This is a genomic window from Bradyrhizobium sp. LA6.1 (genome assembly GCF_040547805.1).
Taxonomy (GTDB): Bacteria; Pseudomonadota; Alphaproteobacteria; order Rhizobiales; family Xanthobacteraceae; genus Bradyrhizobium; species Bradyrhizobium barranii.
On record NZ_JBEPQK010000008.1, the window covers coordinates 255,995 to 280,242 of the forward strand.

Consider the following 24,248-nt stretch of genomic DNA (forward strand, 5'->3'; position numbering starts at 1 on the left):
GAAATCTCCGCCAATGGGTGATCTCATCGGATCAACACGGGCTTGAGAAGATCCTCCAGGCCGATCCGGCGGAACAGTTCCGTGCGAGCGCGGTCGGCGACGGCGTCGACAGCTGCCGCCCCATCGTCATCCGGGCCGAAATGAACTTTCAGCGGACGTTGTCCGAACGGCATGTTCACGACATTCGCAACTGTGCTTGCGACATCTTGTGGGGCCGTATCCTTCGGCGAAAGCTGCGCGAGTCCCGCAAGCGCGATTTCACTCACGTCGGCGGTTGGACCATCCGCGTATTCTTCCGCCCGAACAGTATCCTGCGGCCGGCCGGATCGGACATAGTGGCCGGGTCCGAGAGCACTGGGAACGATGATGGTCGTCTCGACGCCCCAACGTGCGAGCTCGCCGGCGTAACTGAGTGCCAGCGAATCCAGGGCGGCTTCCGTTGAAGCACAGGCGCCGAGGAACGGAACCGAGCTGCCCCGCGCGCTGCTTGACGTGATCCATATCAGCAAGCCCTGACCCTGCTTGCGCAATTGTGGCAACGCCGCGCGATTGAGGCGCTGTGCGATCAGGACGTTGGTATCGTAGAGCTCGGCAAGCTGCTCCGGCGTGAAGGCTTCTGCGGGTCCGTAAACGACTTGCCGGGCATTGTGCACGACCACGTCGAGGCGGCCGTTTTCGGCGATGATGGTCTCAACGGCCGAGGTCACTGAGGATTCCGAAGAGACGTCGAACTCGATCGTGCGGAGATCGGCGCCGGGCTGGCCGGGATTTGATCCAGCCTCCTCGATCCCTTGCGCAATAGGGCCACTCATTTCCTGGCTTGAAACGTAGACCGTGTGGCCTGCCTGCATCAGTTGCCGGCAGGTGGTTCGTCCGATGCTGTTTGCAGCACCCGTGACGATGATCACTTTGCTCATTCGATTCCCAATCGCATTCCAGCCTCTGCGGCGCTGGCGGCCCCGTCGCGACACGGTCCATCGTTCGGGAGTCGACCGCCGCCATCGTGCGAAGCGCATCTGGAATAGGGCGGGGCGCAGGGTGGGTCTTTTCGGGCATCACGATCGATTGTCAAATTGCACGAAAAATTTCGAGAATGCCCGAAGCTGGATCCGGTCCGGCGAACGCCGAAGACAGTTCAGGCGGGCCTTCGCGAAATTGGCGGTGGGTTCGAAAAGATCGGGCCCTGGCCGCCGGCTACAAGGAGGCTGCGTCGCTCGAAAGAGCGCCGCGCGCGCCCGATCGCCAGGCGGTCTGCGCATCGCAAAGGAGACCGGATGAATCAAGGCAAGCTACCACGTTCGGGGCTTGGGTCCCTCGTCCTGATTGCGGCCGTGGTCGGCGGCGGCGCGCTGCCTTCGCATACACTGCTGGATGGCTCTCGCCGGGGCGTCTGACGCCGGAACGGATGATCGCGGCGCTGACGCCTCCGAGCGGCCCGCCGCTCGGGCACCGGCGAAATCATGCCAAGGGAATCTGCTTCACCGGGACATTCGAGGCGAATGGAAACGGCGCGGAACTCTCCCGGGCCAAGGTCTTCGCGCAGGGGCACTATCCGGCCCTGGGCCGTTTCAATCTCGGCACAGCCGATCCGAACGCGGTCGATGCGACCGTGCGCGTCCGCGGCCTGGGATTGATGATCACGACGGCAGACGGCGAAGAGTGGCGCATGGCGATGATCAACCCGCCGTTCTTTGCGGTTTCCACGCCGCAGGCATTTCACGACCTGCTGATCGCATCCGGCAAGAAGGATCCGGAGGCGATGAAGGCGTTCATTCAGGCCAACCCGGAATTCGGCCCCTTCGCGGCCTGGGCCAAGACGGCGCCCTGGACCGGCAGTTATGCGGAGGAGCCCTATAACGGCCTCAACAGCTTCGTTTTCACGGACGCCGGAGGCGGCGACCACACCGTGCGATGGTCGCTGTTGCCCTCGGCGCAACCCATTCCGATCTCGCAGGCCGACCTCGAAAAGCGCGGGCCGGATTATCTCGAGCAGGAGATCACCGAACGGGTCCGGACCGCCGGTCCACTGCGATGGACCATGGTCACGACCGTGGCCGATCCGGGTGACCCGACCGCGGATCCGAGCAAGGCCTGGCCCGAGAGCCGTCGCAAGGTGGCGGTCGGAACGCTGATCGTGCAGCGGATCGAGCCGGAGCGCGATGGACCATGCCGCGACATCAATTTCGATCCGGCGGTCCTGCCACAGGGAATCCGGGTGTCGGACGATCCGTTCCCGGCTGCACGCTCATCGGTCTACCGCAAATCCTACGATCTGCGCGCGGCCGAAGCCAGGGACTATCCGCGAACCGGGACCGCCAAGCCATGACCAGCGCTCCTCGTCGTTTTGCCTTGATCCAGCGCGTTCTGCACTGGCTGATGGCGGTCTGCATCCTTGCCATGCTGTTCATTGGTGTCGGCATGGTCTCCACGGTCGCGCCGAAATATCTGCCGCTCATCCTGGTCCACAAGACGATCGGCGTCATCCTGCTGGTCCTCGTTCTGATCAGGCTGGCGTTGCGGCTGCATTACGGTGCGCCGCCATTGCCGGCCGATCTTTCGAGACCCATGAAGTTTGGAGCAAGATTGTCGCATCAGCTGCTGTATGGCCTCATGATCGTCATGCCGTTGCTCGGTCTCGGCATGCTCTGGGCCGCGGCCTATCCGGTCGTCCTGTATGGCGGGATCCAAATTCCCGCACTGCTGCCGCAGAGCGACCTGATGCACACGCTGCTCTGGAATGCCCACGTCTATCTGGGTTTCGCGTTCTTTGCCCTCGTGCTGCTGCATCTGGCGGCGGGGCTATTCCACGCATTGATCCGTCGCGATGGCGTATTCGCATCGATGTCGCTTCTGCCGCTGCGGGACAGGGTGACACAAGCGAAATGAACCCGCGGCGCGCCAGCGGGCGCCTCTCGCAGGCGTGCGATCCCAAAAGGATCTTTCGCGCTCGAAAGATTCCTCGCGCACCGCGCGGTTAGATGTTTCCAACCTCCAACACAAGGATGCCGACCATGACCAAAGCAGACCTCCAAAGCCCGACGGATCTCGGAGCGAATGCGAACCGGGACGTTCCAGCCGCGCTGAGAGCGCTGCTCGCCGACGTTTTCGCTCTCTACCTGAAGACCAAGAACTTCCACTGGCACGTGTCGGGCAGCCACTTTCGCGACTACCACCTTATGCTCGACGAGCAGGCCGACCAGATCTTCGCCATGACTGACGACATCGCCGAACGCGCACGCAAGATCGGCGGCACGACGCTACGCTCGATCGGCCACATCGTGCGCGAGCAGCGCATTCTCGACAACGATGCCGACTACGTCGACCCGCAGGACATGCTCGCCGAGCTGCGCAGCGACAACCAGCAGCTAACGCGGGAAATGCGCCGGGTCCACGAGCTCTGCGACGAGTACGGCGATGTCGCCACCGCGAGCGTCCTGGAAAACTGGATCGACGAGACGGAACGGCGCATCTGGTTCCTCTACGAGACCGGCCGAAGCGGCCAGAACCCGTAAGTGCAAAGCACGCCGTTGGGCCGGGAGGCTGGTGAAGGATGAGCAGCCTCTCGGAACTCCTGCCGGATGGCGGCGTCAAGGCGGAGCGCCTGCTGCTGCGTGAGCTCGCGCACCGGATCGACGACGAGCTCGCCTCGGCGATTGATCTGGTGGCGCAGGCGGCCGATCGTTGCGACGGCCTCGAAACGAGGGCGACCCTCGCTTCCGTGCAGGACCGGCTGGAAGGTCATGCACAACTTCACCACGCGCTGCAAATGCCGCAGTTCACCACCACCGTCGATCTGGCGGCCTATCTTCAGCAATTGTGCCGCTCGATCAGCCGCTCGAGCCTCGAAGACAAGGGTATTGCGCTCTCGCTGCTGCTGCATCCGCTGCAGATGAGTTCCGAGCGCTGCTGGCTGCTGGGGATGATCGTCTTCGAACTGATCACTGGTGCGGTGCGCCACGTGTCCCACTACGGAGCAGGCGCCATTCGTCTCGAAGTATGGCTCACGGCGACGTCGGTTGCGTGCAGCATCATGGACAACGGCTCGTCCGACGAAAGTCGGTACCGGGAAGAGGACCGCTCCATCGTCGAGACGCTTGCGGCGCGTCTGCACGGGACCGTCGACGTCCGCGGCGGCCCCGACGGATTCAGGACCGTCGTGACCATCCCGCGCTAGTCGCGGCTCTCGCGCAACGATCCGTATCGTGCGGATCAAATAATATCGCGGCGACCTCGAAAGATGAGTTGGGACGGATCTCGATACGCTTGCCCTATTCATGATCTGCGGATCGTCGTGCGAACAAGGGTCAAGCCATGACGGACATGTCGAACTCGAAGGCCTCGCTCGGATGGGCCATCCACGCCATCACCGGAAAATGGGGCTGGTTCGTTGCGCTGGGTGTCGGCGAACTGATCCTCGGCGGTGTTGCATCTGCCAATCTGATGGCGGCGAACCTCGCGTCCGTACTGGTCATCGGCGCCACCATGGCGGTCGCCGGCATCTTCCAGATCGTGCAAGCGTTTTCAGTGCGCGGCTTGCGGGGATTCCTGCTCTGGCTGCTGGCCGGGATCGTCTATGCGGCCGCCGGGGCCATCATACTCTACGATCCGATCCTGGCTTCGTTCACGCTGTCTCTCGCAGTGTGCGCCTTCCTGGTCGTAGCCGGGGTGATAAGGATCTGGGCCGGGTTCCATATGCGGCCGGCCGCGGGCTGGCGTTGGATCGTGGCTGCGGGCGTCCTGACCTTCTGCGTCGGGGTCATGCTGGTTGCGGCTTGGCCCGCCATCGGTTTGTGGCTGCTTGGTGTGATGCTGGTCGTCGACCTGATCTTCCAAGGATGGGGATTCATCGCATTCGGGATCGCGCTCAAGAGCCGCGCGTCGCGCCATTCGTCCCAGCCGGCGACGGTATGAGTCATGGCGAAAGGCTCGACATTCACGCGGCATTGGGAGATTGCCTGGCGCGGCGGTCAGACGAAGTCGACCTCGCGGCTGGTTGCCGAGGAGACCGCGATCGCGCTCACCTATAACGGCTCGACCCATGCGGTGATGATGGGCACGCCGGGAGATCTGGAGGATTTCGGTATCGGCTTCAGCCTCACCGAGGCCATCGTCGAACGCGCGAGCGAGATCAGCAGCATCGAGCTGATTCCCAACGATCTCGGCGTCGAGGTTCGGATGTGGCTCGATGGCGACCGCGCGGCATCCCTGGCTGCACGGCGCCGAACCATCAGCGGCCCCGTTGGCTGCGGGCTATGCGGCATCGAGAGCCTCGAACAGGCTCGCCGTGCGCCGGCGCGGGTGAAGGGCCGGGGCATCGTTTTTCACGCGCGCGACTTGCTGGGCGCCATGCAGGCCCTTTCTCCGCACCAAATCCTGAATCAGCAAACGCGGGCCGTCCACGCGGCGGCCTTCTGGCATCCGCGGGCCGGCATCGGCCTGGTCAGAGAGGACGTCGGCCGGCACAATGCGCTCGACAAGCTCGCCGGCGCGATCGTACGCGAGGGGAGATCGGCGTGCGATGGCGCGGTACTGCTGACCAGCCGCGTTTCGGTCGAGATGGTGCAGAAAGCGGCGATGCTCGGCGCACCGGTCATCGTGGCCGTATCCGCACCCACCGCACTCGCGATCAAGACCGCGGATGAAGCGGGGATCACGCTGCTCGCGATCGCTCGCGATGACGGATACGGCGTATTCACGCACCCGCGTCGCGTTCTGCTGCCGGATGAGGCCGCAACGCACGCCGGCTGCTGACCTCGCGGGCCGACGCACATGGCGATGCAAGCCGTATCTCCGGAACCGGTCGCCGAGACCGGAAGCGTCGTCCATGCTCCGGAGCGATCGGTTCTCGTGGCGTCTCTTCTGAGCATGACGGGCGGCTTTCTCGACGCCTTTACGTGGCTCTCGCTCGGCGGCGTGTTTGCAAGCTCGCAAACCGGCAATGTTATCTTCCTCGGCATCGACGCCATGTCCGGGCAATGGCGGCAGGCAACCCATCATCTTCTTCCGCTTGCCGCCTTTCTGCTCGGCGCATCGCTGGCAATCCGCCTCAAAGTCGCCGCTGCTCTGCCTCGCCGGAGAGATCGTCTGCCTGGTCGCGGTGATGCTGTTGTATCATCAGATTCCGGACATGATCACGATCCTCGGAATCTCCTTCGGCGCCGCGCTGCAGTCGGCCAGCTTCAGGCAGGTCGAGCGCTGGAAATATCTCACCGTCACCGTCACCGGCAACATGCTCCGTGCCCTCGATCAATCAGTTGCGTCCGATCGCGATGCGGCGCGCGGCGCCGCAGTCATGCTTCTGGTCTGCCTGATGTTCCTGTCGGGGGCCGCCATCGGGGCCTGCGTGACGAAATGGCTGCAGGCCTGGAGCCTTGTCCTGCCGATCGCATCGTCGGTATGCGTTCTTTGGCTCTGCCGGCCACAGCTGCGAAGCTGAACCGTCGATCCACATCCCATGATTTTGCTCGTTGACGGTGCGGAGCGCGCACCATGCCATTCGGCAAAAGGACGTTCATTCACGGAAGCATGCGCCTCATGCGGTGCATACACTTTCTAACAGCGCCGAGATGGCCTTTCGACGTCAACTGCCAAGAGGCACGGATGAACAACCTTCGCAAAGAGACGGACAGCCTGGGTGAAGTGGACGTTGCCGCGGATAAGCTCTGGGGGGCGCAGACGCAGCGTTCGCTCGAGCATTTCAGCATCGGCAAGGACCTGATGCCGCGCGAAATGATCCAGTCCTACGCGATCCTGAAGAAGGCGGCCGCGAACGCCAATTGCGCCGGCGGCCGTCTCGACGGCAAGCTCCACAAGCTGATCGCGCATGTCTGTGACGAGATCCTCTCCGGCCAGCATCAGGACATGTTTCCGCTTCACGTCTGGATGACCGGCAGCGGCACGCAATTCAACATGAACGTGAACGAGGTGATCTCGAACCGATGCTGCCAGCTTGCGGGCACGCCGCTCGGGAGCAAGCACCCGGTTCACCCGAACGATCACGTCAATATGTCGCAATCCTCGAACGACAGCTTTCCCTCGGCTATGTACATCGCAGCCGCGATGAACGTGACCGAGCGGCTCGTTCCGGCGGTCGAGGCGTTGCACGACGCAATCGCGGCAAAATCGAGCCAGTGGGACGACGTCGTCAAGATCGGCAGAACCCACATGCAGGACGCGACCCCCCTGACGCTCGGGCAGGAATGGTCCGGCTATGCCGGCATGCTCGCCGACGATCTGGCCCGCATCGACGACGCGCTCAAGGGCGTCTTCCGGCTCGCCCTGGGCGGTACGGCCGTCGGCACCGGCATCAATGCCGCGCCGGGCTTCGCCGAGGCCGTCGCTGCGGAAATCGCGCGGCTGACGGGGCTGCCCTTCGTCAGCGCACCGAACAAGTTTGCCGTCCAGGGCGCGCATGACGCGCCGGTGCAGCTATCCGGCACGCTCCGCACGCTCGCGGGATCGCTCTACAAGATCGCGAACGACATCCGTCTGATGTCCTGCGGCCCGCGCGCGGGCTTTGCCGAATTGCTGATCCCCGAGAACGAGCCGGGTTCGTCGATCATGCCGGGCAAGGTCAACCCGACGCAGGCCGAAGCACTGACGATGATCGCCGTGCAGGTGATGGCGAACGACGTCGCCGTCGGGTTCGGCGGAGCCGGCGGCTATCTGGAAATGAATGTCTACAAGCCGCTGATCATCCACAACATCGCGCAGTCCGTCACCATCCTGACCGATGGTTGCACCAATTTCCGCACCTTCCTCGTCGAGGGCACCGAGCCGAACCACAGGAAGATCAAGGAGTATGTCGAGAGATCGCTGATGCTCGTGACTGCGCTGGCGCCCGTGATCGGCTACGACAAGGCGTCGCGGATCGCGCACTATGCGATGGACAACGATCTCACGCTGAAGTCGGCGGCGCTCAAGCTCGGTTTCGTGACCGAGCCGGAGTTCGACCGCATCGTGGATCCCGCCAAGATGGTCAAGCCCTATGTGGCCGAGATCAAGGTGCCGCTCGCAATCGGCGCGAAGGCCGGCTGAAGGGGCGGCGGCAATGATCCGGTGCGTCAGACTCTGGACGGGTGCGGATGGCAAGTCGCACTTCGAGGATGGCGTCGTCGAGCTCGCGCGCGGGGCGAGGGGCGATGCGCTCAGCGCAAAGCTTCGGATCGATGCCGCTTCGTTCCACGAAACGGATGCAGATCCGAAACTCGGCTGGCATCCCGACGCAGCGCGCCAGCTCGTCATGTCCCTGAGCGGGACGCTACGGTTCGAAACTGCGGATGGAAGCTTCACGCTGCGCCCGGGCGATGTCCTGTTCACGGAAGATACCGGTGGGACGGGCCACAATTGGACAATGACGGACGAGGCGCCGTGGCGGCGCCTCTACACGGTTCTCGAGCCGGACGCCGAGGTGCCGTTCCGGTCCGAACGACGCCGCGCAGGCGGCGCAACCACAATGCAAGGAGAGACACGATGATCCGCTGTGTGCGCCTATGGACCGGAGAGGACAACAACTCGCATTTCGAGGAAGGCTTCCTCGAGCTGGAGCCGGGACAGCGCGGCGACTTCCTGACCGGAAAGATCGATGCCGCCAGCGTCTCCTTTCAGGAAACGGAATCGGGCGGAGCTTTCGCCTGGCACACCGCGCCGATCCGGCAGCTGGTGATCACGCTCAGCGGATCGCTCGATTTCCAGACGCGTGACGGCCACCACTTCCTGCTCCACCCCGGCAACATCCTGCTGGCGGAGGACACCGCCGGCTCGGGGCATAGCTGGAAATTGACCGACGATTCATCCTGGCGCCGTGCCTACGTGATCCTGCGCCCGGGAGCGGACGTGCCGTTCCGCGCCAAGGTGCGGCAATCGGTGCGGGCCTGATCGAGCCATCCAAAGCAGCAACACCCGACGAAGGAAATAGCCATGTCAGCAGCTTCCGACCGCGAAACTGATGTCGTCCTCATTGGCGCCGGCATCATGAGCGCGACCCTCGGCGTCTTTCTCAAGGAGCTCGAGCCCTCTCTGTCGATCCAGATGTGCGAGATTCTCGGGGATTGCGCGCAGGAAAGCTCCGACTCCTGGAACAATGCCGGTACCGGCCACGCGGCGAACTGCGAGATGAACTATACGCCGCAGCGGCCCGACGGCAGCATCGACATCTCCAAGGCGCTCCAGGTCAATGTCGAGTTCGATCTGTCCCGGCAGTTCTGGTCCTACCTGATCGGGCGCGGAGAGATCGCGGATCCGCAAGCGTTCATCCATCCGGTCCCGCATATGAGCTTCGTGCACGGCGCGGAGAACGTCGAATTTCTCGGAAAGCGGTTCAAGGCGATGTCGGCCCATCATTGCTATGAGGGGATGGAGCATACCGAGGATCCCAGGCAGATTGCCGAATGGGCGCCGCTGGTGATGGACGGACGGAGTGGCGACGAGCCGGTTGCCGCAACGCGGATCGTCACCGGCACCGACGTCGACTACGGCTCGTTGACGCATCTGCTGGTCAAGCATCTGGTCAACCAGCCGGGCTGCGCCGTCCACTACAATAGCTGTGTCACCGGTCTTGACCGGGAGCAGGGCGGCCGGTGGCGCGTCGAAGTGCGCGACACCGCGAGCGGCGAGACGCGATCGGTGCGCGCAAAGTTCGTCTTCATCGGTGCCGGCGGCGGTGCGCTGCCGTTGCTGGAGAAATCCGGTATCCCGGAGGGGCGCGGCTATGGTGGTTTCCCGGTCAGCGGGATCTGGCTGCGCTGCGATGATCCCGAGATCAACAAGCGTCACCATGCCAAGGTCTACGGCAAGGCCGCGGTCGGCTCCCCGCCGATGTCGGTGCCGCATCTCGATACACGGGTGATCGGCGGCCAGCATTCGTTGTTGTTCGGTCCCTATGCCGGCTTCTCGAGCAAATTCCTCAAGCACGGCTCGCTGCTGGATCTCTTCGAGTCCATTCGTCCCGCCAACGTCAAGCCGCTGCTTTCGGTGGCGCGCGACAATTTCGATCTCACCGAATACCTGGTCGGGCAGGTGCTGCAATCCGAGGGACACCGGCTCGCCGCACTCGACGAATATTTCCCGAAGGCCGACCCGAAGGACTGGAGATTGCAGGTCGCGGGCCAGCGGGTCCAGATCATCAAGCCCAATGTCAAGCGTGGTGGGTTGCTCGAGTTCGGGACCGAGCTCGTCGGCGCGGACGATCATTCGCTGGTGGCCCTGCTCGGCGCATCACCGGGGGCTTCCACCGCCGCGTTCATCGCCATCAGCGTGCTGGAAAAGTGCTTCGCCGGCGAGCTGACGGCAAGCGCCTGGCTGCCCAAGCTGAAGCAGATCATCCCGTCCTATGGCGTGTCGCTGATCGACGATGCGGATTTCTGCCGCCAGATTCGTGCAGCGACCGCTGCGGTCCTCAAGGTCGACAACATTCCGCAGCCGGCCGCACGCGCGCCGGCGGCCGCGAAGCGGGCGTGAACCAACGGAGAATGTTCGATGGACCCGACGGCGCTCCTTCTGTCGCGGCTGCAATTCGCCTTCACCATCTCGTTTCACATCATCTTCCCGGCGTTCACGATCGGGCTTGCCGCCTGGCTCACCGTGCTCGAAGCGATGCACCAGTACAGTGGCAAGCCCGTCTACCGGACCCTGTTCGCGTTCTGGCTGAAGATCTTCGGCGTGGCGTTTGGCATGGGCGTCGTATCGGGCGTGGTGATGGCGTTTCAGTTCGGAACGAACTGGAGTGTGCTCTCGAAGATGTCGGGCCCGATCCAGGGCCCGCTGCTCTCCTACGAGACCTTCACCGCCTTCATGCTGGAAGCGGCCTTTTTCGGCATCCTCATCTTCGGTCGCCCCCGGGTGCCGCCGTGGTTCTACCTGTTCTCGACGGCGATGGTCGCGCTCGGGACGACGCTTTCGGCGTTCTGGATCATGGTCAACAACAGCTGGATGCAGGTGCCGACCGGCTACGTCCTGCAGAACGACCAGTTCGTGCCTGATGACTGGACGCAGATCATCTTCAATCGCGTGGTCTGGGTCCGGTTTCCGCATATGCTGCTCGCGTCCTATCTGACCGGCGCGTTCTGCGTGGCGGCAACCGGCGCGTGGTATCTGCTGCGGCGGACCTATCGCCCCGAGGCCCATGTCATGCTGCGGATGGGCCTTGCACTTGCGGCGGTGCTGCTGCCGGTCCAGCTCTTCATCGGGCATCTCGTCGGCGACTATGTTCACGATTACCAGCCGGCCAAGTTCGCCGCGATCGAGGCGCGCTGGCATGACGAGCAGCCGGCCTCCGAGGTGCTGATCGCGATCCCGGATTCGAGTACCGAATCGAACAAATACGCGATATCGATTCCCGTGCTCGGGAGCATCATCGGAAGCATGAGCCTGACGTCGAAAGAGGTCGGCCTCACCAGCTTCGCGCCGCAGGACCGGCCGCCGGTGCTGATCCCGTTCTTCGCCTTCCGCATCATGGTCGGCTGCGGCTTCGTGATGCTGGGGCTGGCCTGGCTCGGGACCTGGCTCGGCCTCAAGCATCGGCTCGATCGGAACCGCCTCTTGCTGTGGGGCATCTTCCTCAGCTTCCCGCTGCCGTGGGTCGCGATCCTCACCGGCTGGTACACCGCGGAAGTGGGGCGCCAGCCATGGACGGTCTATGGCGTGTTGCGGACTGCAGACGCCGTGACGCCGTTCCTGACCGCGTCGGCTGCGATGACTTCCTTGATCCTGTTCGTCGCGGTCTACGCCTTCATCTTCTCATTCGGGACGTATTACATCTATAAGCTGCTGCGTGCCGGCCCGGCGGGACTCGGTGGCAGGCCGCTCCACGTTCCCGTGCCCAATCGGCCGATGTCGCTCGCCGATCAGGTGCCGGCCGCACGCAGCTATCTCGGGGCGGGAGAATAGCCATGGTGATGTACTGGGTTGCCCTTCTTGCCATCAGTATTCTGATCTATCTCCTTCTCGACGGTTTCGATCTCGGCGTCGGTATGCTGTTCGCGGCGGCCGGGGGCGAGTCGCAACGGGATGCCATGCTGAGCACTGTCGCTCCGGTCTGGGACGGCAATGAAACCTGGCTGATCGTCACGGGCGTGATCATGTGGGGCTCGTTTCCCGTGGTCTACGCCATGGTGATGTCGGCCTTCTATATCCCTGTTCTCGTGATGCTGCTCGGATTGATCCTGCGCGGCGTAGCGTTCGAGTTTCGCGGCAAGGCGCTCAGTTCGCGCTGGGTCTGGGACGTCAGCTTCGTCGTGGGCTCGTTTGCCGCCAGCTTCATGCAGGGCGCGATGGTCGGCGCTCTCGTCGAAGGACTCCAGTTCTCCAACGGCGATTATACCGGCGGAACGCTCGGCTGGCTGACCGCCTTTTCCGCCCTGTGCGGGATCGGGCTCTGCTTCGGCTATTCGCTGCTCGGCGCCTGCTGGCTGGTGCGGAAGTGCGAAGGTCCCGTTCGGGATGCCGCACGGCGCCAGATCCCGCCGCTGGCGATCGGCGTCCTGGTCTTCCTGGCCGTCGTCTTTGCGTATGCGCTTGTCGAACATCTTCCGATTCTACAACGCTGGACCGACCGGCCCTATCTGTTCGTGTTTCCCGTGATCGGCGCAGGTGCGGCCGCGATGCTGGCCAAGAGCATCCTGCGCCATGACGACTATTGGCCGTTCCATATGGTCGCCCTGATCTTCGTCGCGGCTTTCGCCACGCTCGCCCTGTCGTTCTGGCCCTACATGATCCCGTTCGTCGTCACGATCGACGAGGCCGCGGCGCCTCATGCAAGTCTCGCATTCATGTTCTGGGGCGCCGGCCTGTTCGTATTCCCGCTGATGCTGCTCTATGTGGCGGTCGGCTATCGCGTCTTCCGCGGCAAGTCGGCCCCTGCTGCCGATCACTACTGACGGCTGCACGCTCGAAGTTGCCGTGAGCTGTCACGGATAAAAAGAAAGGCGCCGGTTTCGGCGCCTTTCTCGTTCAGAACTCTTGCGAGGCTGGTTCAGGATTTGGGCATGACGCCGGGGCTGTTGTCCGGCCATTGGGCGATCAGCTTCTCATCGATGTTGAAGTGCTGGGCGACCAGTTTGGGTGGCGTGTGCGTCAGCCAGTAGGAGAGCGACACCTCCTCGTAGCGAGGGGCTCGAAACACGCCGACGAACTGCAGCTCGGTGTCGCCGACGTTCTCGACATAGTGGCCGAGATTGCGCCGGACATAGCCGATGTCGCCGGCCGCGAAGTCCGTCGTGAACGCATTGGGGCCGGTGTCGAACACCGTCATTCGCGCCTTGCCCTTGATGTAGTACTGCCACTCGTCGGCATTCGGATGCCAGTGCATCTCCCTGACAGCGCCCGGCGGCATCGACACCAGCGCCGCAGCGACGGTGGTGGCAACCTTGAAGGTCGTGCTGTCGGCGACGCGGATGCTGCCGGCGGAGCTCTCCTTGACCGGGGCCGAGCCGCCGAGCGAGTGGACGAAGGGGTAGGGCGGCGCTTCGGCGTGCTTCGCAACGGCTGCGCGATCGGCGGCGAGATCGCCGGGCACGGTCCCCTGGAAGATCCAGCGGTTGTGCAGCGGGATCTTTGCGAACGCGTCGGCCGGAACACCGAAGTTCTTCGCCAGCACCTCGGGCGGCGTGTGGGCGAACCAGTCGGTCACCAGGAGCGTGTTGAATTCATTGGCGTGGCCGTCGTCGAAACAGATCACGAACTCGCAACCATCGGGGCCCAAGCCCTGCAGCGAATGCGGCGCGCCCGGCGGAAAATACCAGAGGTCGCCGACTTTGAGGTCGCCGACATAGGGACGCCCCTGCGTGTCGAGCACGGTGACGCGGCAGGAGCCGTAGGTCAGGATCGCCCATTCGGCAGCCTGGTGCCAATGCAGCTCGCGGATTCCGCCGGCAGCCAGCCGCATATTGACGCCGGAGATCTCCTTCGAGATGGCGAAATCCTCGACCGTGACCTGACGGGCCCAGCCGCCATTCTGGATGCGCCTCGGCGCATTGTTGAACGAGGCCCAATCCATCGGCAGGCCGCCGACGTCCGTCGGGGGCGGGGTTTGGGCTGAGGGGAAGTGCTTGGCAAGGTCTGGATCTTGAGGACCGGGATCGGACAGGCTTCCCGGGCTCTTGGCGTTCACGGCGCCTTGCGGCGGCTCGTCCGGATTGCCGAAAGTTGCGGCCTGCGCGCTGGAGCCGACCATGGCGGCGCCTGCCGCGGACATGGCCAGCAAATCACGTCTTGAGAACATCTTGGGTCGCTCCTGAAAAATGTCGAAAGCCCTCCGTAGCGACGGGGCTCCTACTCACAAACCTAGTTTCCGGTCGCCGTTTCAGCTTCCGTGAACGCGCTCTTTTTGCCGGAATGCACTGGCTGCTGCGCCCGGCTCCGAACATGTGCAATTGCGAAATTCGGCTTCGTTTTGAAAAGACGGCTCTGCCCGCGCGATCCTTAACTGGCCCGGAGAATTGCCCTATCGCGAGATATCGAGATGACCACGAAATCGGTTCGTCCCTACCGTGAACCCGCCGGCGGCTGGGGCGCACTCAGGGCGCTCAGCGAGGCGCTTCTGGTGCAGCGGGCGCCGCTGAAGGGCGCAGCCACGCTCAGCAGGATGAATCAGCCGGAGGGCTTTGATTGCCCCGGCTGCGCCTGGCCAGATCCGAAGCACACCTCGTCATTCGAATTTTGCGAGAACGGCGGCAAGGCGATCGCCTGGGAGACGACATCGAAGCGCTGCACGCCCGAATTCTTTGCCGAGCACACCGTCACGGAGCTCGCGAGCTGGAACGATTACGATCTCGAAATGGTCGGTCGGCTCGCCCATCCGATGGCCTATGACGCCGCATCCGATCGCTATCTCCCGGTGCAGTGGAGCGATGCGTTCGCCATGATCGGCCGCGAGCTGAATGCGCTGCCGGATCCGAACATGGCGGAGTTCTATACGTCCGGGCGAACCTCGAACGAAGCCGCCTTCCTCTATCAGCTGTTCGTGCGCGAGTACGGCACCAACAACTTTCCCGACTGCTCGAACATGTGCCACGAGGCGACCAGCGTCGGCCTGCCGGAATCGCTCGGCGTCGGCAAGGGCACCGTGCTGCTGGAGGATTTCGACAAGGCCGATTGCATCTTCATCTTCGGCCAGAATCCGGGCACCAACAGCCCGCGGATGATGACCAGCCTGCGCAACGCGGCCCGCCGAGGGGCCTCGATCATCTCGTTCAATCCGTTCCGCGAGCGCGCGCTGGAGCGCTTCCAGGCGCCGCAGAGCCCGGTTGAGATGATCACGCTGTCGTCGACGACGATCAGCTCGAAGCTTTTCCAGGTACGTGTCGGTGGCGACGTCGCCGTCCTCAAGGGGATCATGAAGATCCTCGTCGAAACGGACGAGGCTGCCCGTGCGGCCGAGCAGCCGGATATCCTGGATTGGGATTTCATTCGCGGGCACACCGCCGGCATCGAAGCGCTGATCGGCGATCTCAAGCGAACGCAATGGCCCGACATCGAACGCCAGTCCGGCCTGACGCGCGAGGACCTGGAATATGCCGCCGGCGCCTATATGAAGGCGGAGCGCGCCATCCTTGTCTACGGCATGGGCATTACCCAGCACCAGCGTGGTGCGCACAACGTGCAGCAGATCGCCAATCTTGCGCTCTTGCGCGGCAATGTGGGACGCGATGGCGCCGGCGTTTGTCCGGTTCGCGGTCATTCCAACGTGCAGGGCGACCGAACCGTGGGGATCACCGAGATCCCCAAGGCGGATTTCCTCGAGCGCCTCGAGCACCGCTTCGGCTTCAAGCCGCCGAGCGCGCCGGGACACAACGTCGTGACGGCGTTGGAGGCAATGATCCGCGGAGAGGTGAAGGTCTTTTTCGCGATGGGCGGCAACTTTGCCGCGGCCATACCCGACTGGCAGGCGACGCAGGCCGCGCTGCGCAAGCTCGATCTGACCGTCCACGTCTCCACCAAGCTCAACCGCAGCCATCTGATCCATGGCCGCGCCGCCCTGATCCTGCCGTGCCTCGGGCGAACCGAGATCGACATTCAGGAATCGGGGCCGCAGTCGATCACGGTCGAGGATTCGATGTCGATGGTCCACGCCTCGGGCGGTCGCAACAAGCCGGCATCGGAGCATCTTCTCAGCGAGGTCGCGATCATCGCAGGCCTCGCCAAGGCGACGCTCGGCGAGAGCACGGTGGTCGATTGGGACGGCTTTGTTGGCGACTACGATCGCATCCGGGATGCGATCGAGGCCGTCCTCCCTATCTTCGAGAGCTACAATGCCCGTATCCGCATTCCCGGCGGCTTCCATCTGACCTCGACCGCGCGGGAGCGCATCTGGGCAACGCCGTCCGGCAAGGCCAATTTTCTGGTGTTTGAGGGGTGCGGCGAGGACCCGCCGCAGGCCGATCCGGATTTCCTGTGGCTCAGCACGATACGCAGCCACGACCAGTACAACACGACGCTCTACTCGCTGTCGGATCGCTATCGCGGCGTCTTCGGCCAGCGCGACGTGGTCTTCCTCAACGAATATGAACTGAAGAAGCGCGGGCTCGCGGACGGCGATCGCGTCGACCTGATCACGGAGTCGACCGATGGCGCCGAGCGGATCGTGCGCAACTTCCGCGTGGTCGCGTATTCGTTTCCGACCGGCTGCTGTGCCGCGTACTATCCGGAGACCAATCCGCTGGTGCCGCTCTATGCCCGTGATCCCCTCAGCTTCACGCCGTCATTCAAGGGCATCCCGATCCGCCTGGTGCGCTCGGCCGCCCCGGCGCAATAGAGCAGGCGGGGTCAGGCGTCGGCGTCCCGACCGGATGGCGGCGATGACGCCGGCGTCGCGATCGGCAGCGTAAACCAGAACCGGGCGCCGCGATCGGCGCCAAGGCCTTCGGCTTCGGTGCTAAGGCCTTCGGCGTCGATGCGGCCGCCATGCGCTTCGACGATGGACCTGCAGATCGGCAGTCCCATGCCCATGCCGGACTCCTTGGTCGTGAAAAAGCTTTCGAACACCCGGCCGGCATGTTCGGCGGAGATGCCGGGACCATTGTCCTCCACGGAGCAGCACAGGGTCGTCGCGTCCTGCGCGGCGGTGGTGATGACGATCCTGCCATGGTCGCGTCCCGCCTGCGTCATCGCCTGCACGGCGTTGATGGCCAGATTGACGATCACCTGCTGGAGCTGGGTGCGGTCGCCGAGCACGAGTGCAGCTTCCGTATCGGGCCGATGCAGGATCGTTACGCCGCGGGACTCCATCTCGTGGCGCAGGAACAGAAGCGCCTCGCGAATGACATCGTCAAGCGACAGAACGGCACGCTCCGGCGCCTTGCGCGAAGCCATCCCGTGAACACGCGCCACGATGTCCGCGGCCCGCCTCGTATCCGTGGCCATATTCTCGATTGTACTGCGGACCTCGGCCATGTCGGGAATCGGCCTGTTCAGCCAGCGCAGACCGGCAGCGGCGTTGGTCGCGATGGCGGCCAAAGGCTGGTTGACTTCGTGCGCGATGGAGGCGGTGAGCTCGCCGAGCATCGAGACGCGTGCCGCATGCGCGAACTCCGCCTGCACCTGCCGAAGCCTCTCCTGGGCGCGGACGCGTTGCGAGATGTCGATCGTGGCGACCAGGCTTATTTCGAGATCATTGATTGGACCGACGCGGGCCGTTGTGAAGAGAACGTCGACGACGCGGCCGTCCCACGTCACCATCTTGGTTTCTTCCTCGAAGTTCGTTTCACCGCGAAAGCGGGACTCCATGGCCCGCCGAAACGTATCCGGGCGTGCCTTCCAGGTGTCGGACATGGAACGCCCGACATAGCCGTCGACGCCTCCTCCGAACATCTGGATGGCCCGTTCGTTGGCTTCCTGAAACGAGAGCGCGTCCATGCAGGTCCGGAGAAAGTCGGGATGGCTGTCGAAATAGCTGCCGAGGTCCTTGATGCCCTCGGCTCGCAGCTTTCGGAACAGCACCACCAATCTGCTGGCGTCAAGCTGACGGAGGGCGATCGGCATGCGACCGAACAGGTGGCGGTACCGCTGCTCGCTCCGCTCCAGCTCGGTGTGGTCCTTCTTCTGGGCGGTGATATCCATGACCGCGCCGATGAACCGAAATTGTCCGCGCTCTTCCGACGTTCCACGGGCGACCACGCGAATGTGCCTGATCGAGCCATCGCTCAGGATCAGCCGATGTTCCAGGGAAAAGTCGTTCCTGTCGTTCGTGGCGCGATCGAGCGCCTCGCGTACGGCATTGAGATCGTCGGGATGCGTACGCTTCAGGATAGTGTCGAGCGACGGCGGCAACGTCGGCTCGAGATCGAAGATCCTGAACGTCTCTTCGGACCAGAACAGCTCGCCGCTGGCGACGTTCCAGCCAAAGCTGCCGGTGTGGCTGAGCTTCTGGGCCTCGGCGAGATAGGCGACCTGACGCCGCCGCAAGACGTCCTCTCGCTCGAGCCGGTGCTGCCGCCTGACCAGGCTCGCGATCGCAAGCAGCGACAACACGACAATGACGGCCAGCAGGGCGAGGGCGCTGGTGGTGAGGTCGATCCCAAGCAGGAAGCAAGTGAATGACAACACGCCGAGCGCGACGCCTCCCAGGACCCAAAGGGCGGGATGAGCGTAGCGCGAATGGTCGGGCCACGATGCGCGACAGAGCGTCCCCGTGTGACGGACCGTGGCGGGTTCCTTGCCTTCGTGAGCGAGTCCGGGCTGGGCCAGCAGATTGAAGAGGTCCAAGAGATACTCGCCGGGCATGAGACCAATTCCCGAGCCCGGATGTCCGGACGCGGGATGCAAGCGATGTACCGTACCGTGGAAAACCGGTCTTTTGCTTTTTCGCGGACCCTTTGTCAAAACGCACGGCGTCACCATGCGAGCCTGCGCCCAGATCCGGGATGTTGCCGCGGGAAGGATTCCGCGACCTTAGGCCAACGCCGCGGTGGGCCTCGTCACGCCGAAACGCCTTTCGAACTCGGCGACATCGACGACGCCGCGCCGATGGGTCCCGTCACCGATCTTGCGGCCGCCGTCCCAGGCCTCGACTTCGAACAGGACGCTCCTGGCTTCGACGGCGACGACCCGTGCGACCGCGCGCACGGTGCGGCCGACCGGCGTCGCCGCCAGATGACGGACGTCGACCATCATCCCGACGCTGACATAGCCGGTCGGCAGGGACGGCTGGATCGCCGATCCCGCCGCCATCTCCATGTGCAGGATCATCATCGGCGTGCCGTAGACTTCAGGCATTCCCGGCACCACGTGGCCGACCGTCATCTCGGCCGTGACGGTCACCAGCTTTTCCGCCGTCATGCCGACGCTCACCCGATCAAGCGGACTCATGGCCCAATCCCGCATCTACTTCGCTCGTGGAGGGGGTGGGTGTCACGGCCGCATGCGGCTTGCGCTTGGTGAACCAATTGCCGAGCCGGTCGAGATAGAGATAGACCACGGGCGTGGTGTAGAGCGTCAGGATCTGCGAGAGCATCAAGCCGCCGACGATCGTGTAGCCGAGCGGCTGGCGCAGTTCGGCGCCGGTGCCGTTGCCGAGCATCAGAGGCACACCGCCGAGTAGCGCGGCCATGGTCGTCATCAGGATCGGACGAAAGCGGAGCGTGCAGGCCTGGTAGATCGCTTCCTCAGGGCTCAGCCCTTGATTGCGCTCCACCTCCAGGGCGAAGTCGACCAGCATGATGCCATTCTTCTTGACGATGCCGATCAGCAGGATGATGCCGATGATGGCGATGACGCTGAGATCCATGTGGACCGCCAGCAGCAGCAGCAGCGCGCCGATGCCGGCGGAAGGCAGCGTCGACAGGATCGTGATCGGATGGATCAGGCTCTCATAGAGGACGCCGAGGATGATGTAGATCACGATCAGCGCCGCCCCGATCAGTAGCGGCGTACCGGACAGGGACGACTGGAAGGCCTGCGCGTTGCCCTGGAACGAGGTCGACAGCGAGGCGGGCTTGCCGGTGTCCTTCTCGATCTTCTGGACCGCCGTCACCGCATCGCCCAGCGCGACGCCGGGCCGCAAGTTGAACGAGATCGTGACGGAAGGAAACAGGCCCTGGTGATTGATCAGAATCGGCGCCGGCATGATGACAGTGTGGACCAGCGTGCTCAGGGGGACCTGCTGGCCGGTGGCTGAGTTCAGGTAGATATCCTTGAGCGCGTCAGGCCCATACTGGAAGGCTGGATCGACCTCCATGACCACGTGGTACTGGTTCAGCGAGGTGAACATGGTGGAGACGATGCGCTGACCGAAGGCGTCGTCGAGGGTGTTGTCGATCGTCGTGGGCAGGATGCCGAAGCTCGAGGCGACTTCGCGATTGACGGTGACCTGCAGCCTCGGGCCGGCATTGGCCTGGTCGCTCGCGACGTCGGTGACGAGATCGAGCGCGCGGATCTTCTCCAGGAAGATCGCCGACCAGTGGTTGAGTTCGTTGGAATCGGCGTCCGTCAGCGTGTACTGATACTGCGTCTTCGACAGGCGCGCGCCGATCGTGATGTCCTGGGCCGATTGCATGTAAAGCTTGATGCCCTGGATATGGGCGAGCCGGGGTTCCAGCCGCGCGATCACCTGGTCGGCGCTGGCCTTGCGTTCAGGCTTCGGCTTCAGGACGATGAAGATGCGCCCCTGGTTGAGGGTCGCGGTCGGGCCGCCCGGACCGATATAGCTCGCCACCGACTGGATCGCCGGATCCTTTGACAGGATGTCGACGACCGCCTGCTGGCGTTCGGACATGGCGGGGAAGGAGATGTCCTGGGCAGCCTCGGTGATGCCGACGATCTGTCCGGTATCCTGTTGCGGGAAGAAGCCTTTCGGGATGATCACATAGAGATAGCCGGTCAGCGCGATCGTCGAGAGCATCACGAGCAGCGTCACGAAACGATGGCGCAGCACGATTCGCAGGCCGCGCGCGTACAGCGCAAGCAGGCCATCGAAGCCGCGCTCGAACAGGAGATAGAGCCGGCCGTGCTTCCTGCGTGATTCGTCCTTCAGGAGGCGCGCGCACATCATCGGCGTCAAGGTGAGCGAGATCACCAGCGACAGCAGCAGCGAGGCGGTGATCGTGACGGCGAACTCCTGGAACAGCTTTCCGACGTAGCCGCCCATCAGGAACAGCGGGATGAACACCGCGATCAGCGACAGGGTGATGGAGACGATCGTGAAGCCGATTTCGCTGGAGCCTTTGAGCGCAGCCTCCATGGGCGTCATGCCCTGCTCGAGATGGCGCACGATGTTCTCGATGACCACCACGGCGTCGTCGACGACGAATCCCACCGCGATCGACAGCGCCATCAGCGAGAGGTTGTCGAGACTGTAGCCGAGTACGTAGAGGACCGCGAAGGTGCCGATCAGCGCCAGCGGAACCGTGATCGCCGGGATGATGGTGGCCCAGAAATTCCTCAGGAACAGGAATATGACCATCACCACCAAGGCGACGGTCAACATCAGCGTGAATTGCACATCGGAGACCGCGGCGCGAATCGTGGCGGTGCGGTCGGCGGCGATCGTCACCTTGATCGCCGGCGGAACGGAGGCCTGCAGCTGCGGCAGCAGTTTCTTGATGCGATCGACGGTTTCGATGACGTTGGCGCCGGGGACGCGCTGGACGGCGAGGATGACGGCGGGGTCCTTGCCGTACCAGCCGGCCAGCAGATCGTTTTCGGGCCCCTCGATCGCCGAGCCAATGTCGCGCAGCCGCACCGGCGAGCCATTGCGATAGGCGATGATGAGGGCTTCATAGGCGGAGGGCTTCAGCAACTGGTCGTTGGTATTGAGCGTATAAGTGACGCGCGGGCTGTTGAGCGTGCCCTTGGGCAGGTCGACATTGGCGCCGGCGATCACGGTGCGGACGTCTTCGAGGCCGATGCCGCGGGCGGCGAGCGCCTGCGGATTGACGCGGATGCGGATGGCGGGCTTCTGCTGGCCGCCGATCCCGACGAGGCCCACGCCCGGCACCTGGGAAATCTTGGGCAGCAGGATGTTTTCCGCGTAGGCATCGACCGTGGTCTGCGGCATCGACTCTGACGTCAGCGCGATCAGCATGATCGGCGTTTCCGCCGGATTCACCTTCCTGATCGTCGGCGGGTAGGGGATGTTCTGCGGCAGGTACGGGCTCGCGGCATTGATCGCGGAGAACACGTCGACCGCCGCGCTGTCCACCGTGCGCGACAGCTCGAACTGCACCGTGAGCTGGGCGACGCCGAGTGCGCTGGACGAGGTGAGCTGCGTGACGCCGGGGATCTGGCTGAGCTGCTGTTCGAGTGGCGTCGCGACCGACGAGGCGATGGTTCCGGGGTCGGCGCCGGGCAGTTGCGCCGAGATCTGGATCGTCGGGTAGTTGACGTTCGGCAGCGCGCCGACCGGCAACAGGGGGTAGGCCGCGAGGCCGCACAGCAGCAGGCCCGCCATCAGCAGAGCGGTTGCAATCGGCCGCAGGATGAAGGGCGCGGACAAGTTCATGGGAGCGCGTCCTGCACGGAGCTTTGCAGGTCGGCTTCGCGCGCGGCCTTGCCGTGCAGTTCCCGAACCTGGCTTCCTTCCGTCAGCCGATACTGACCGTCGACGACGACGGTATCACCTGATTTCAGTCCCTGGTCGATCAGGGCCTGCCCCTCGCTGATCTGTGCGACGTGAACGGGACGCAAGGAAGCGGTCTGGTTGGGAGCGACGACATAGACATAGCTGCCGTTCGGGCCCTGCTGGACTGCGGAGCCGGCGACCGTCAGCGCATCCTTCTGAATCTTCAGCAGCAGCCGGGCATTCACCAGCTGTCCCGGCCACAGCCGGTGCTCGTGATTGGCGAATGTGGCCTTGAGCTGGACGGTGCCGGTCGTCCCTGCGATCTCGTTGTTGACGAGCAGCAGCGTGCCTTCGCCGAGCTTAATCTTGTTGTCCTGGCTGTAGGCGATGACCTTCAACTGGCCTTTTGCTTCGTGTTCCTGGATCACGGGCAGATCCGTCTGCGGAAGGGTGAACAGCAGCGAAATCGGCTCGATCTGGGTGACGACGACGAGACCGTTCGGGTCGGTCGGATGAATCACGTTGCCGACATCGATCTGGCGGACGCCGGTGATGCCGGGAATGGCCGATGTCAGGCGCGTGTAGCTGAGCTGGACGTTGGCCTCGTCGATCTGCGCCTGGTCCGCTTTCACGGCGGCCTTGAGTTGGGCCACCTGCGCGGTCTGCGTCTCGATCAGCTGCGGGGTCGCATAACCCTTGTCACCGAGTTTACTGTAGCGGGAGAGATTGGCTTCGGCATTGGTGAGTTGGGCCTGATCTCGGTCGCGATTGGCCGTCAATTGCTCGATCTGGGCCTCGTAGGGACGCGGGTCGATCTGGGCGAGCAGATCTCCGGCCTTGACGGTCTGTCCCTCGGTGAAGGCGATCTTGACGATCTGTCCCTGAATCTGGCTGCGCACGACATCGGTGTTGTAGGCGATCACGGTGCCGATGCCGCGCAGATAGATCGGAACGTCCTTGCCGATGACCGCGGCGGTGACCACCGGTACGGCCGCGGGCACCGGCGCGGCGGCGACGACCGGCTTCCGGTCCGCGGCGAAGAACCAGAGGCCGGCTCCGACGAGAATCGCGGCGAGAGCGACAAGCGCGATGGCGAGATTTCGTTTCATGAGACCGTCCTGGATGTCAGGGATTGCTTGAGCCGCTGATCGAAGTCGTGCTGCCCGTTGCGGCAGGGCCTTGCACCGGGACGGACGGACTGATTCCGGCGCCGCCGAGCTCGGTGGCTCCGAGCGGTATCCCGACGCGTCCGACCGTCGATGCTGAAGGCAGCGGAGGCGCCGCCGTGATGCTGCCGTTGCAGGTGACGGATGAGCCCCCGGACAGTCCGCCGCCGTCGAACAAGGCTCCGGACGAGGCGGTATTGCCGGATCCGGCACAACCCGCCGTGCTTTGCGCCGGATTGAGCGGCGAAATGCCGGGTGTTGCGATCTCGGTCGATCCCAGCGGAACGCCGACGGGCCGCGTGGATTGCGGGTTGAGCGGCGACGTCGCCAGCATGCCGGTGGAAGGCTGCATTCCCGGCATGGTCGTTTGAGCGGACGTCGCAGCCGGGACGAGCCACAGCATGCCGGCCGTGAGTGCCACGGCGAGCGGTATCAGGGTGAACCGGTGCGAGCTGGATCTTCCCGAGCCGACGTCGTTCGATGGGTGCTGCTCTCGCATGAAAAATGCTCCGGCTGAATGCTGTCGAGCACTAGAGAGGTGCGGAACGGTGGGGTATTTCCAGAACGCACGTCCCGCTACCCGGCAGCAC

The 24,248-nt window shown here is 64.0% G+C and carries 19 protein-coding genes and 2 pseudogenes; 15 read left to right on the forward strand and 6 right to left on the reverse strand.

Going from position 1 to position 24,248, the window contains the following annotated elements:
* Window positions 1-23 precede the first annotated feature (23 nt).
* The gene (locus ABIB99_RS22035; protein ID WP_354117188.1) at window positions 24-917 is read right to left on the reverse strand and encodes an SDR family NAD(P)-dependent oxidoreductase; all 894 of its coding nucleotides are present in this window, start codon (window positions 915-917) and stop codon (window positions 24-26) included.
* 357 nt (window positions 918-1,274) lie between these two features.
* Between ABIB99_RS22035 and ABIB99_RS22040 the strand changes: the two are divergent.
* From ABIB99_RS22040 to cydB, 13 genes and pseudogenes are all read left to right on the forward strand, one after another.
* Window positions 1,275-2,326 (forward strand): annotated as a pseudogene (locus ABIB99_RS22040) (catalase family peroxidase).
* A complete protein-coding gene (locus ABIB99_RS22045; RefSeq protein ID WP_354177539.1) occupies window positions 2,323-2,886 on the forward strand; it encodes a cytochrome b in 564 nt (187 codons plus the stop codon). The pseudogene ABIB99_RS22040 and the gene ABIB99_RS22045 overlap by 4 nt, the downstream one beginning before the upstream one ends.
* A 125-nt stretch (window positions 2,887-3,011) precedes the next feature.
* Window positions 3,012-3,512, forward strand: coding sequence for a Dps family protein (locus ABIB99_RS22050; protein ID WP_354177540.1), 501 nt, complete (start codon window positions 3,012-3,014; stop codon window positions 3,510-3,512).
* Window positions 3,513-3,550: 38 nt separating this feature from the next.
* A complete protein-coding gene (locus ABIB99_RS22055) occupies window positions 3,551-4,174 on the forward strand; it encodes a histidine kinase dimerization/phosphoacceptor domain -containing protein (RefSeq protein ID WP_354177541.1) in 624 nt (207 codons plus the stop codon).
* Between the two features lie 137 nt (window positions 4,175-4,311).
* Entirely contained in the window at window positions 4,312-4,911 is a 600-nt protein-coding gene (locus ABIB99_RS22060) for an HdeD family acid-resistance protein (RefSeq protein WP_354177542.1), read from the forward strand.
* Window positions 4,912-4,914: 3 nt separating this feature from the next.
* Window positions 4,915-5,751, forward strand: coding sequence for a formate dehydrogenase accessory sulfurtransferase FdhD (gene fdhD / locus ABIB99_RS22065; RefSeq protein ID WP_354177543.1), 837 nt, complete (start codon window positions 4,915-4,917; stop codon window positions 5,749-5,751).
* Window positions 5,752-5,865: 114 nt separating this feature from the next.
* Window positions 5,866-6,436: pseudogene (locus ABIB99_RS22070) on the forward strand (YoaK family protein).
* A 164-nt stretch (window positions 6,437-6,600) separates the two neighbouring features.
* The gene (gene fumC / locus ABIB99_RS22075; RefSeq protein WP_354177544.1) at window positions 6,601-8,037 is read left to right on the forward strand and encodes a class II fumarate hydratase; all 1,437 of its coding nucleotides are present in this window, start codon (window positions 6,601-6,603) and stop codon (window positions 8,035-8,037) included.
* A 13-nt stretch (window positions 8,038-8,050) separates the two neighbouring features.
* A complete protein-coding gene (locus ABIB99_RS22080; protein ID WP_063984290.1) occupies window positions 8,051-8,476 on the forward strand; it encodes a cupin domain-containing protein in 426 nt (141 codons plus the stop codon).
* On the forward strand, window positions 8,473-8,877 hold the full coding sequence (locus tag ABIB99_RS22085; protein WP_063984289.1) for a cupin domain-containing protein: 405 nt from the start codon (window positions 8,473-8,475) through the stop codon (window positions 8,875-8,877). The genes ABIB99_RS22080 and ABIB99_RS22085 overlap by 4 nt, the downstream gene beginning before the upstream one ends.
* Before the next feature lie 42 nt (window positions 8,878-8,919).
* The gene (gene mqo / locus ABIB99_RS22090; RefSeq protein WP_354177545.1) at window positions 8,920-10,458 is read left to right on the forward strand and encodes a malate dehydrogenase (quinone); all 1,539 of its coding nucleotides are present in this window, start codon (window positions 8,920-8,922) and stop codon (window positions 10,456-10,458) included.
* An 18-nt stretch (window positions 10,459-10,476) separates the two neighbouring features.
* Entirely contained in the window at window positions 10,477-11,886 is a 1,410-nt protein-coding gene (locus ABIB99_RS22095; RefSeq protein ID WP_208085994.1) for a cytochrome ubiquinol oxidase subunit I, read from the forward strand.
* A gap of 2 nt (window positions 11,887-11,888) precedes the next feature.
* Window positions 11,889-12,875, forward strand: a complete 987-nt coding sequence (cydB, locus tag ABIB99_RS22100; protein ID WP_354177546.1) for a cytochrome d ubiquinol oxidase subunit II — start codon at window positions 11,889-11,891, stop codon at window positions 12,873-12,875.
* A 95-nt stretch (window positions 12,876-12,970) separates the two neighbouring features.
* Here the strand turns inward: cydB and ABIB99_RS22105 are convergent, their stop codons facing one another.
* The gene (locus ABIB99_RS22105) at window positions 12,971-14,218 is read right to left on the reverse strand and encodes an oxalate decarboxylase family bicupin (protein ID WP_085401753.1); all 1,248 of its coding nucleotides are present in this window, start codon (window positions 14,216-14,218) and stop codon (window positions 12,971-12,973) included.
* A 240-nt stretch (window positions 14,219-14,458) separates the two neighbouring features.
* Between ABIB99_RS22105 and ABIB99_RS22110 the strand changes: the two genes are divergently transcribed.
* Complete coding sequence (locus tag ABIB99_RS22110; RefSeq protein ID WP_354177547.1) at window positions 14,459-16,750, forward strand: FdhF/YdeP family oxidoreductase; 2,292 nt, start codon at window positions 14,459-14,461, stop codon at window positions 16,748-16,750.
* Between the two features lie 11 nt (window positions 16,751-16,761).
* Here ABIB99_RS22110 and ABIB99_RS22115 read toward each other — a convergent pair whose 3' ends face one another.
* From ABIB99_RS22115 to ABIB99_RS22130, 4 genes are all read right to left on the reverse strand, one after another.
* Window positions 16,762-18,717 carry a PAS domain-containing sensor histidine kinase gene (locus tag ABIB99_RS22115; RefSeq protein ID WP_354177548.1) on the reverse strand — a complete coding sequence of 652 codons (1,956 nt, stop codon included), beginning with the start codon at window positions 18,715-18,717 and terminating at the stop codon, window positions 16,762-16,764.
* Between the two features lie 168 nt (window positions 18,718-18,885).
* Window positions 18,886-19,302: a thioesterase family protein gene (locus ABIB99_RS22120; RefSeq protein ID WP_354177549.1), complete on the reverse strand. Its 417-nt coding sequence runs from the start codon at window positions 19,300-19,302 to the stop codon at window positions 18,886-18,888.
* Entirely contained in the window at window positions 19,289-22,432 is a 3,144-nt protein-coding gene (locus ABIB99_RS22125) for an efflux RND transporter permease subunit (protein ID WP_354177550.1), read from the reverse strand. Before ABIB99_RS22125 ends, ABIB99_RS22120 begins: the two co-directional genes overlap by 14 nt.
* Window positions 22,429-23,601 carry an efflux RND transporter periplasmic adaptor subunit gene (locus ABIB99_RS22130; protein ID WP_208086000.1) on the reverse strand — a complete coding sequence of 391 codons (1,173 nt, stop codon included), beginning with the start codon at window positions 23,599-23,601 and terminating at the stop codon, window positions 22,429-22,431. The genes ABIB99_RS22125 and ABIB99_RS22130 overlap by 4 nt, the downstream gene beginning before the upstream one ends.
* Window positions 23,602-23,624: 23 nt before the next feature.
* Between ABIB99_RS22130 and ABIB99_RS22135 the strand changes: the two genes are divergently transcribed.
* The gene (locus tag ABIB99_RS22135) at window positions 23,625-24,029 is read left to right on the forward strand and encodes a hypothetical protein (protein ID WP_085401748.1); all 405 of its coding nucleotides are present in this window, start codon (window positions 23,625-23,627) and stop codon (window positions 24,027-24,029) included.
* Window positions 24,030-24,248 lie beyond the last annotated feature (219 nt).

Excerpts from the sequence above, each read along its gene's own strand:
- ABIB99_RS22035 (WP_354117188.1), bottom strand. The coding sequence starts at position 917 with ATGAGCAAAGTGATCATCGTCACGGGTGCTGCAAACAGCATCGGACGA.
- ABIB99_RS22045 (WP_354177539.1), top strand. The coding sequence starts at position 2,323 with ATGACCAGCGCTCCTCGTCGTTTTGCCTTGATCCAGCGCGTTCTGCAC.
- ABIB99_RS22050 (WP_354177540.1), top strand. The coding sequence starts at position 3,012 with ATGACCAAAGCAGACCTCCAAAGCCCGACGGATCTCGGAGCGAATGCG.
- ABIB99_RS22055 (WP_354177541.1), top strand. The coding sequence starts at position 3,551 with ATGAGCAGCCTCTCGGAACTCCTGCCGGATGGCGGCGTCAAGGCGGAG.
- ABIB99_RS22060 (WP_354177542.1), top strand. The coding sequence starts at position 4,312 with ATGACGGACATGTCGAACTCGAAGGCCTCGCTCGGATGGGCCATCCAC.
- fdhD (WP_354177543.1), top strand. The coding sequence starts at position 4,915 with ATGGCGAAAGGCTCGACATTCACGCGGCATTGGGAGATTGCCTGGCGC.
- fumC (WP_354177544.1), top strand. The coding sequence starts at position 6,601 with ATGAACAACCTTCGCAAAGAGACGGACAGCCTGGGTGAAGTGGACGTT.
- ABIB99_RS22080 (WP_063984290.1), top strand. The coding sequence starts at position 8,051 with ATGATCCGGTGCGTCAGACTCTGGACGGGTGCGGATGGCAAGTCGCAC.
- ABIB99_RS22085 (WP_063984289.1), top strand. The coding sequence starts at position 8,473 with ATGATCCGCTGTGTGCGCCTATGGACCGGAGAGGACAACAACTCGCAT.
- mqo (WP_354177545.1), top strand. The coding sequence starts at position 8,920 with ATGTCAGCAGCTTCCGACCGCGAAACTGATGTCGTCCTCATTGGCGCC.
- ABIB99_RS22095 (WP_208085994.1), top strand. The coding sequence starts at position 10,477 with ATGGACCCGACGGCGCTCCTTCTGTCGCGGCTGCAATTCGCCTTCACC.
- cydB (WP_354177546.1), top strand. The coding sequence starts at position 11,889 with ATGGTGATGTACTGGGTTGCCCTTCTTGCCATCAGTATTCTGATCTAT.
- ABIB99_RS22105 (WP_085401753.1), bottom strand. The coding sequence starts at position 14,218 with ATGTTCTCAAGACGTGATTTGCTGGCCATGTCCGCGGCAGGCGCCGCC.
- ABIB99_RS22110 (WP_354177547.1), top strand. The coding sequence starts at position 14,459 with ATGACCACGAAATCGGTTCGTCCCTACCGTGAACCCGCCGGCGGCTGG.
- ABIB99_RS22115 (WP_354177548.1), bottom strand. The coding sequence starts at position 18,717 with ATGCCCGGCGAGTATCTCTTGGACCTCTTCAATCTGCTGGCCCAGCCC.
- ABIB99_RS22120 (WP_354177549.1), bottom strand. The coding sequence starts at position 19,302 with ATGAGTCCGCTTGATCGGGTGAGCGTCGGCATGACGGCGGAAAAGCTG.
- ABIB99_RS22125 (WP_354177550.1), bottom strand. The coding sequence starts at position 22,432 with ATGAACTTGTCCGCGCCCTTCATCCTGCGGCCGATTGCAACCGCTCTG.
- ABIB99_RS22130 (WP_208086000.1), bottom strand. The coding sequence starts at position 23,601 with ATGAAACGAAATCTCGCCATCGCGCTTGTCGCTCTCGCCGCGATTCTC.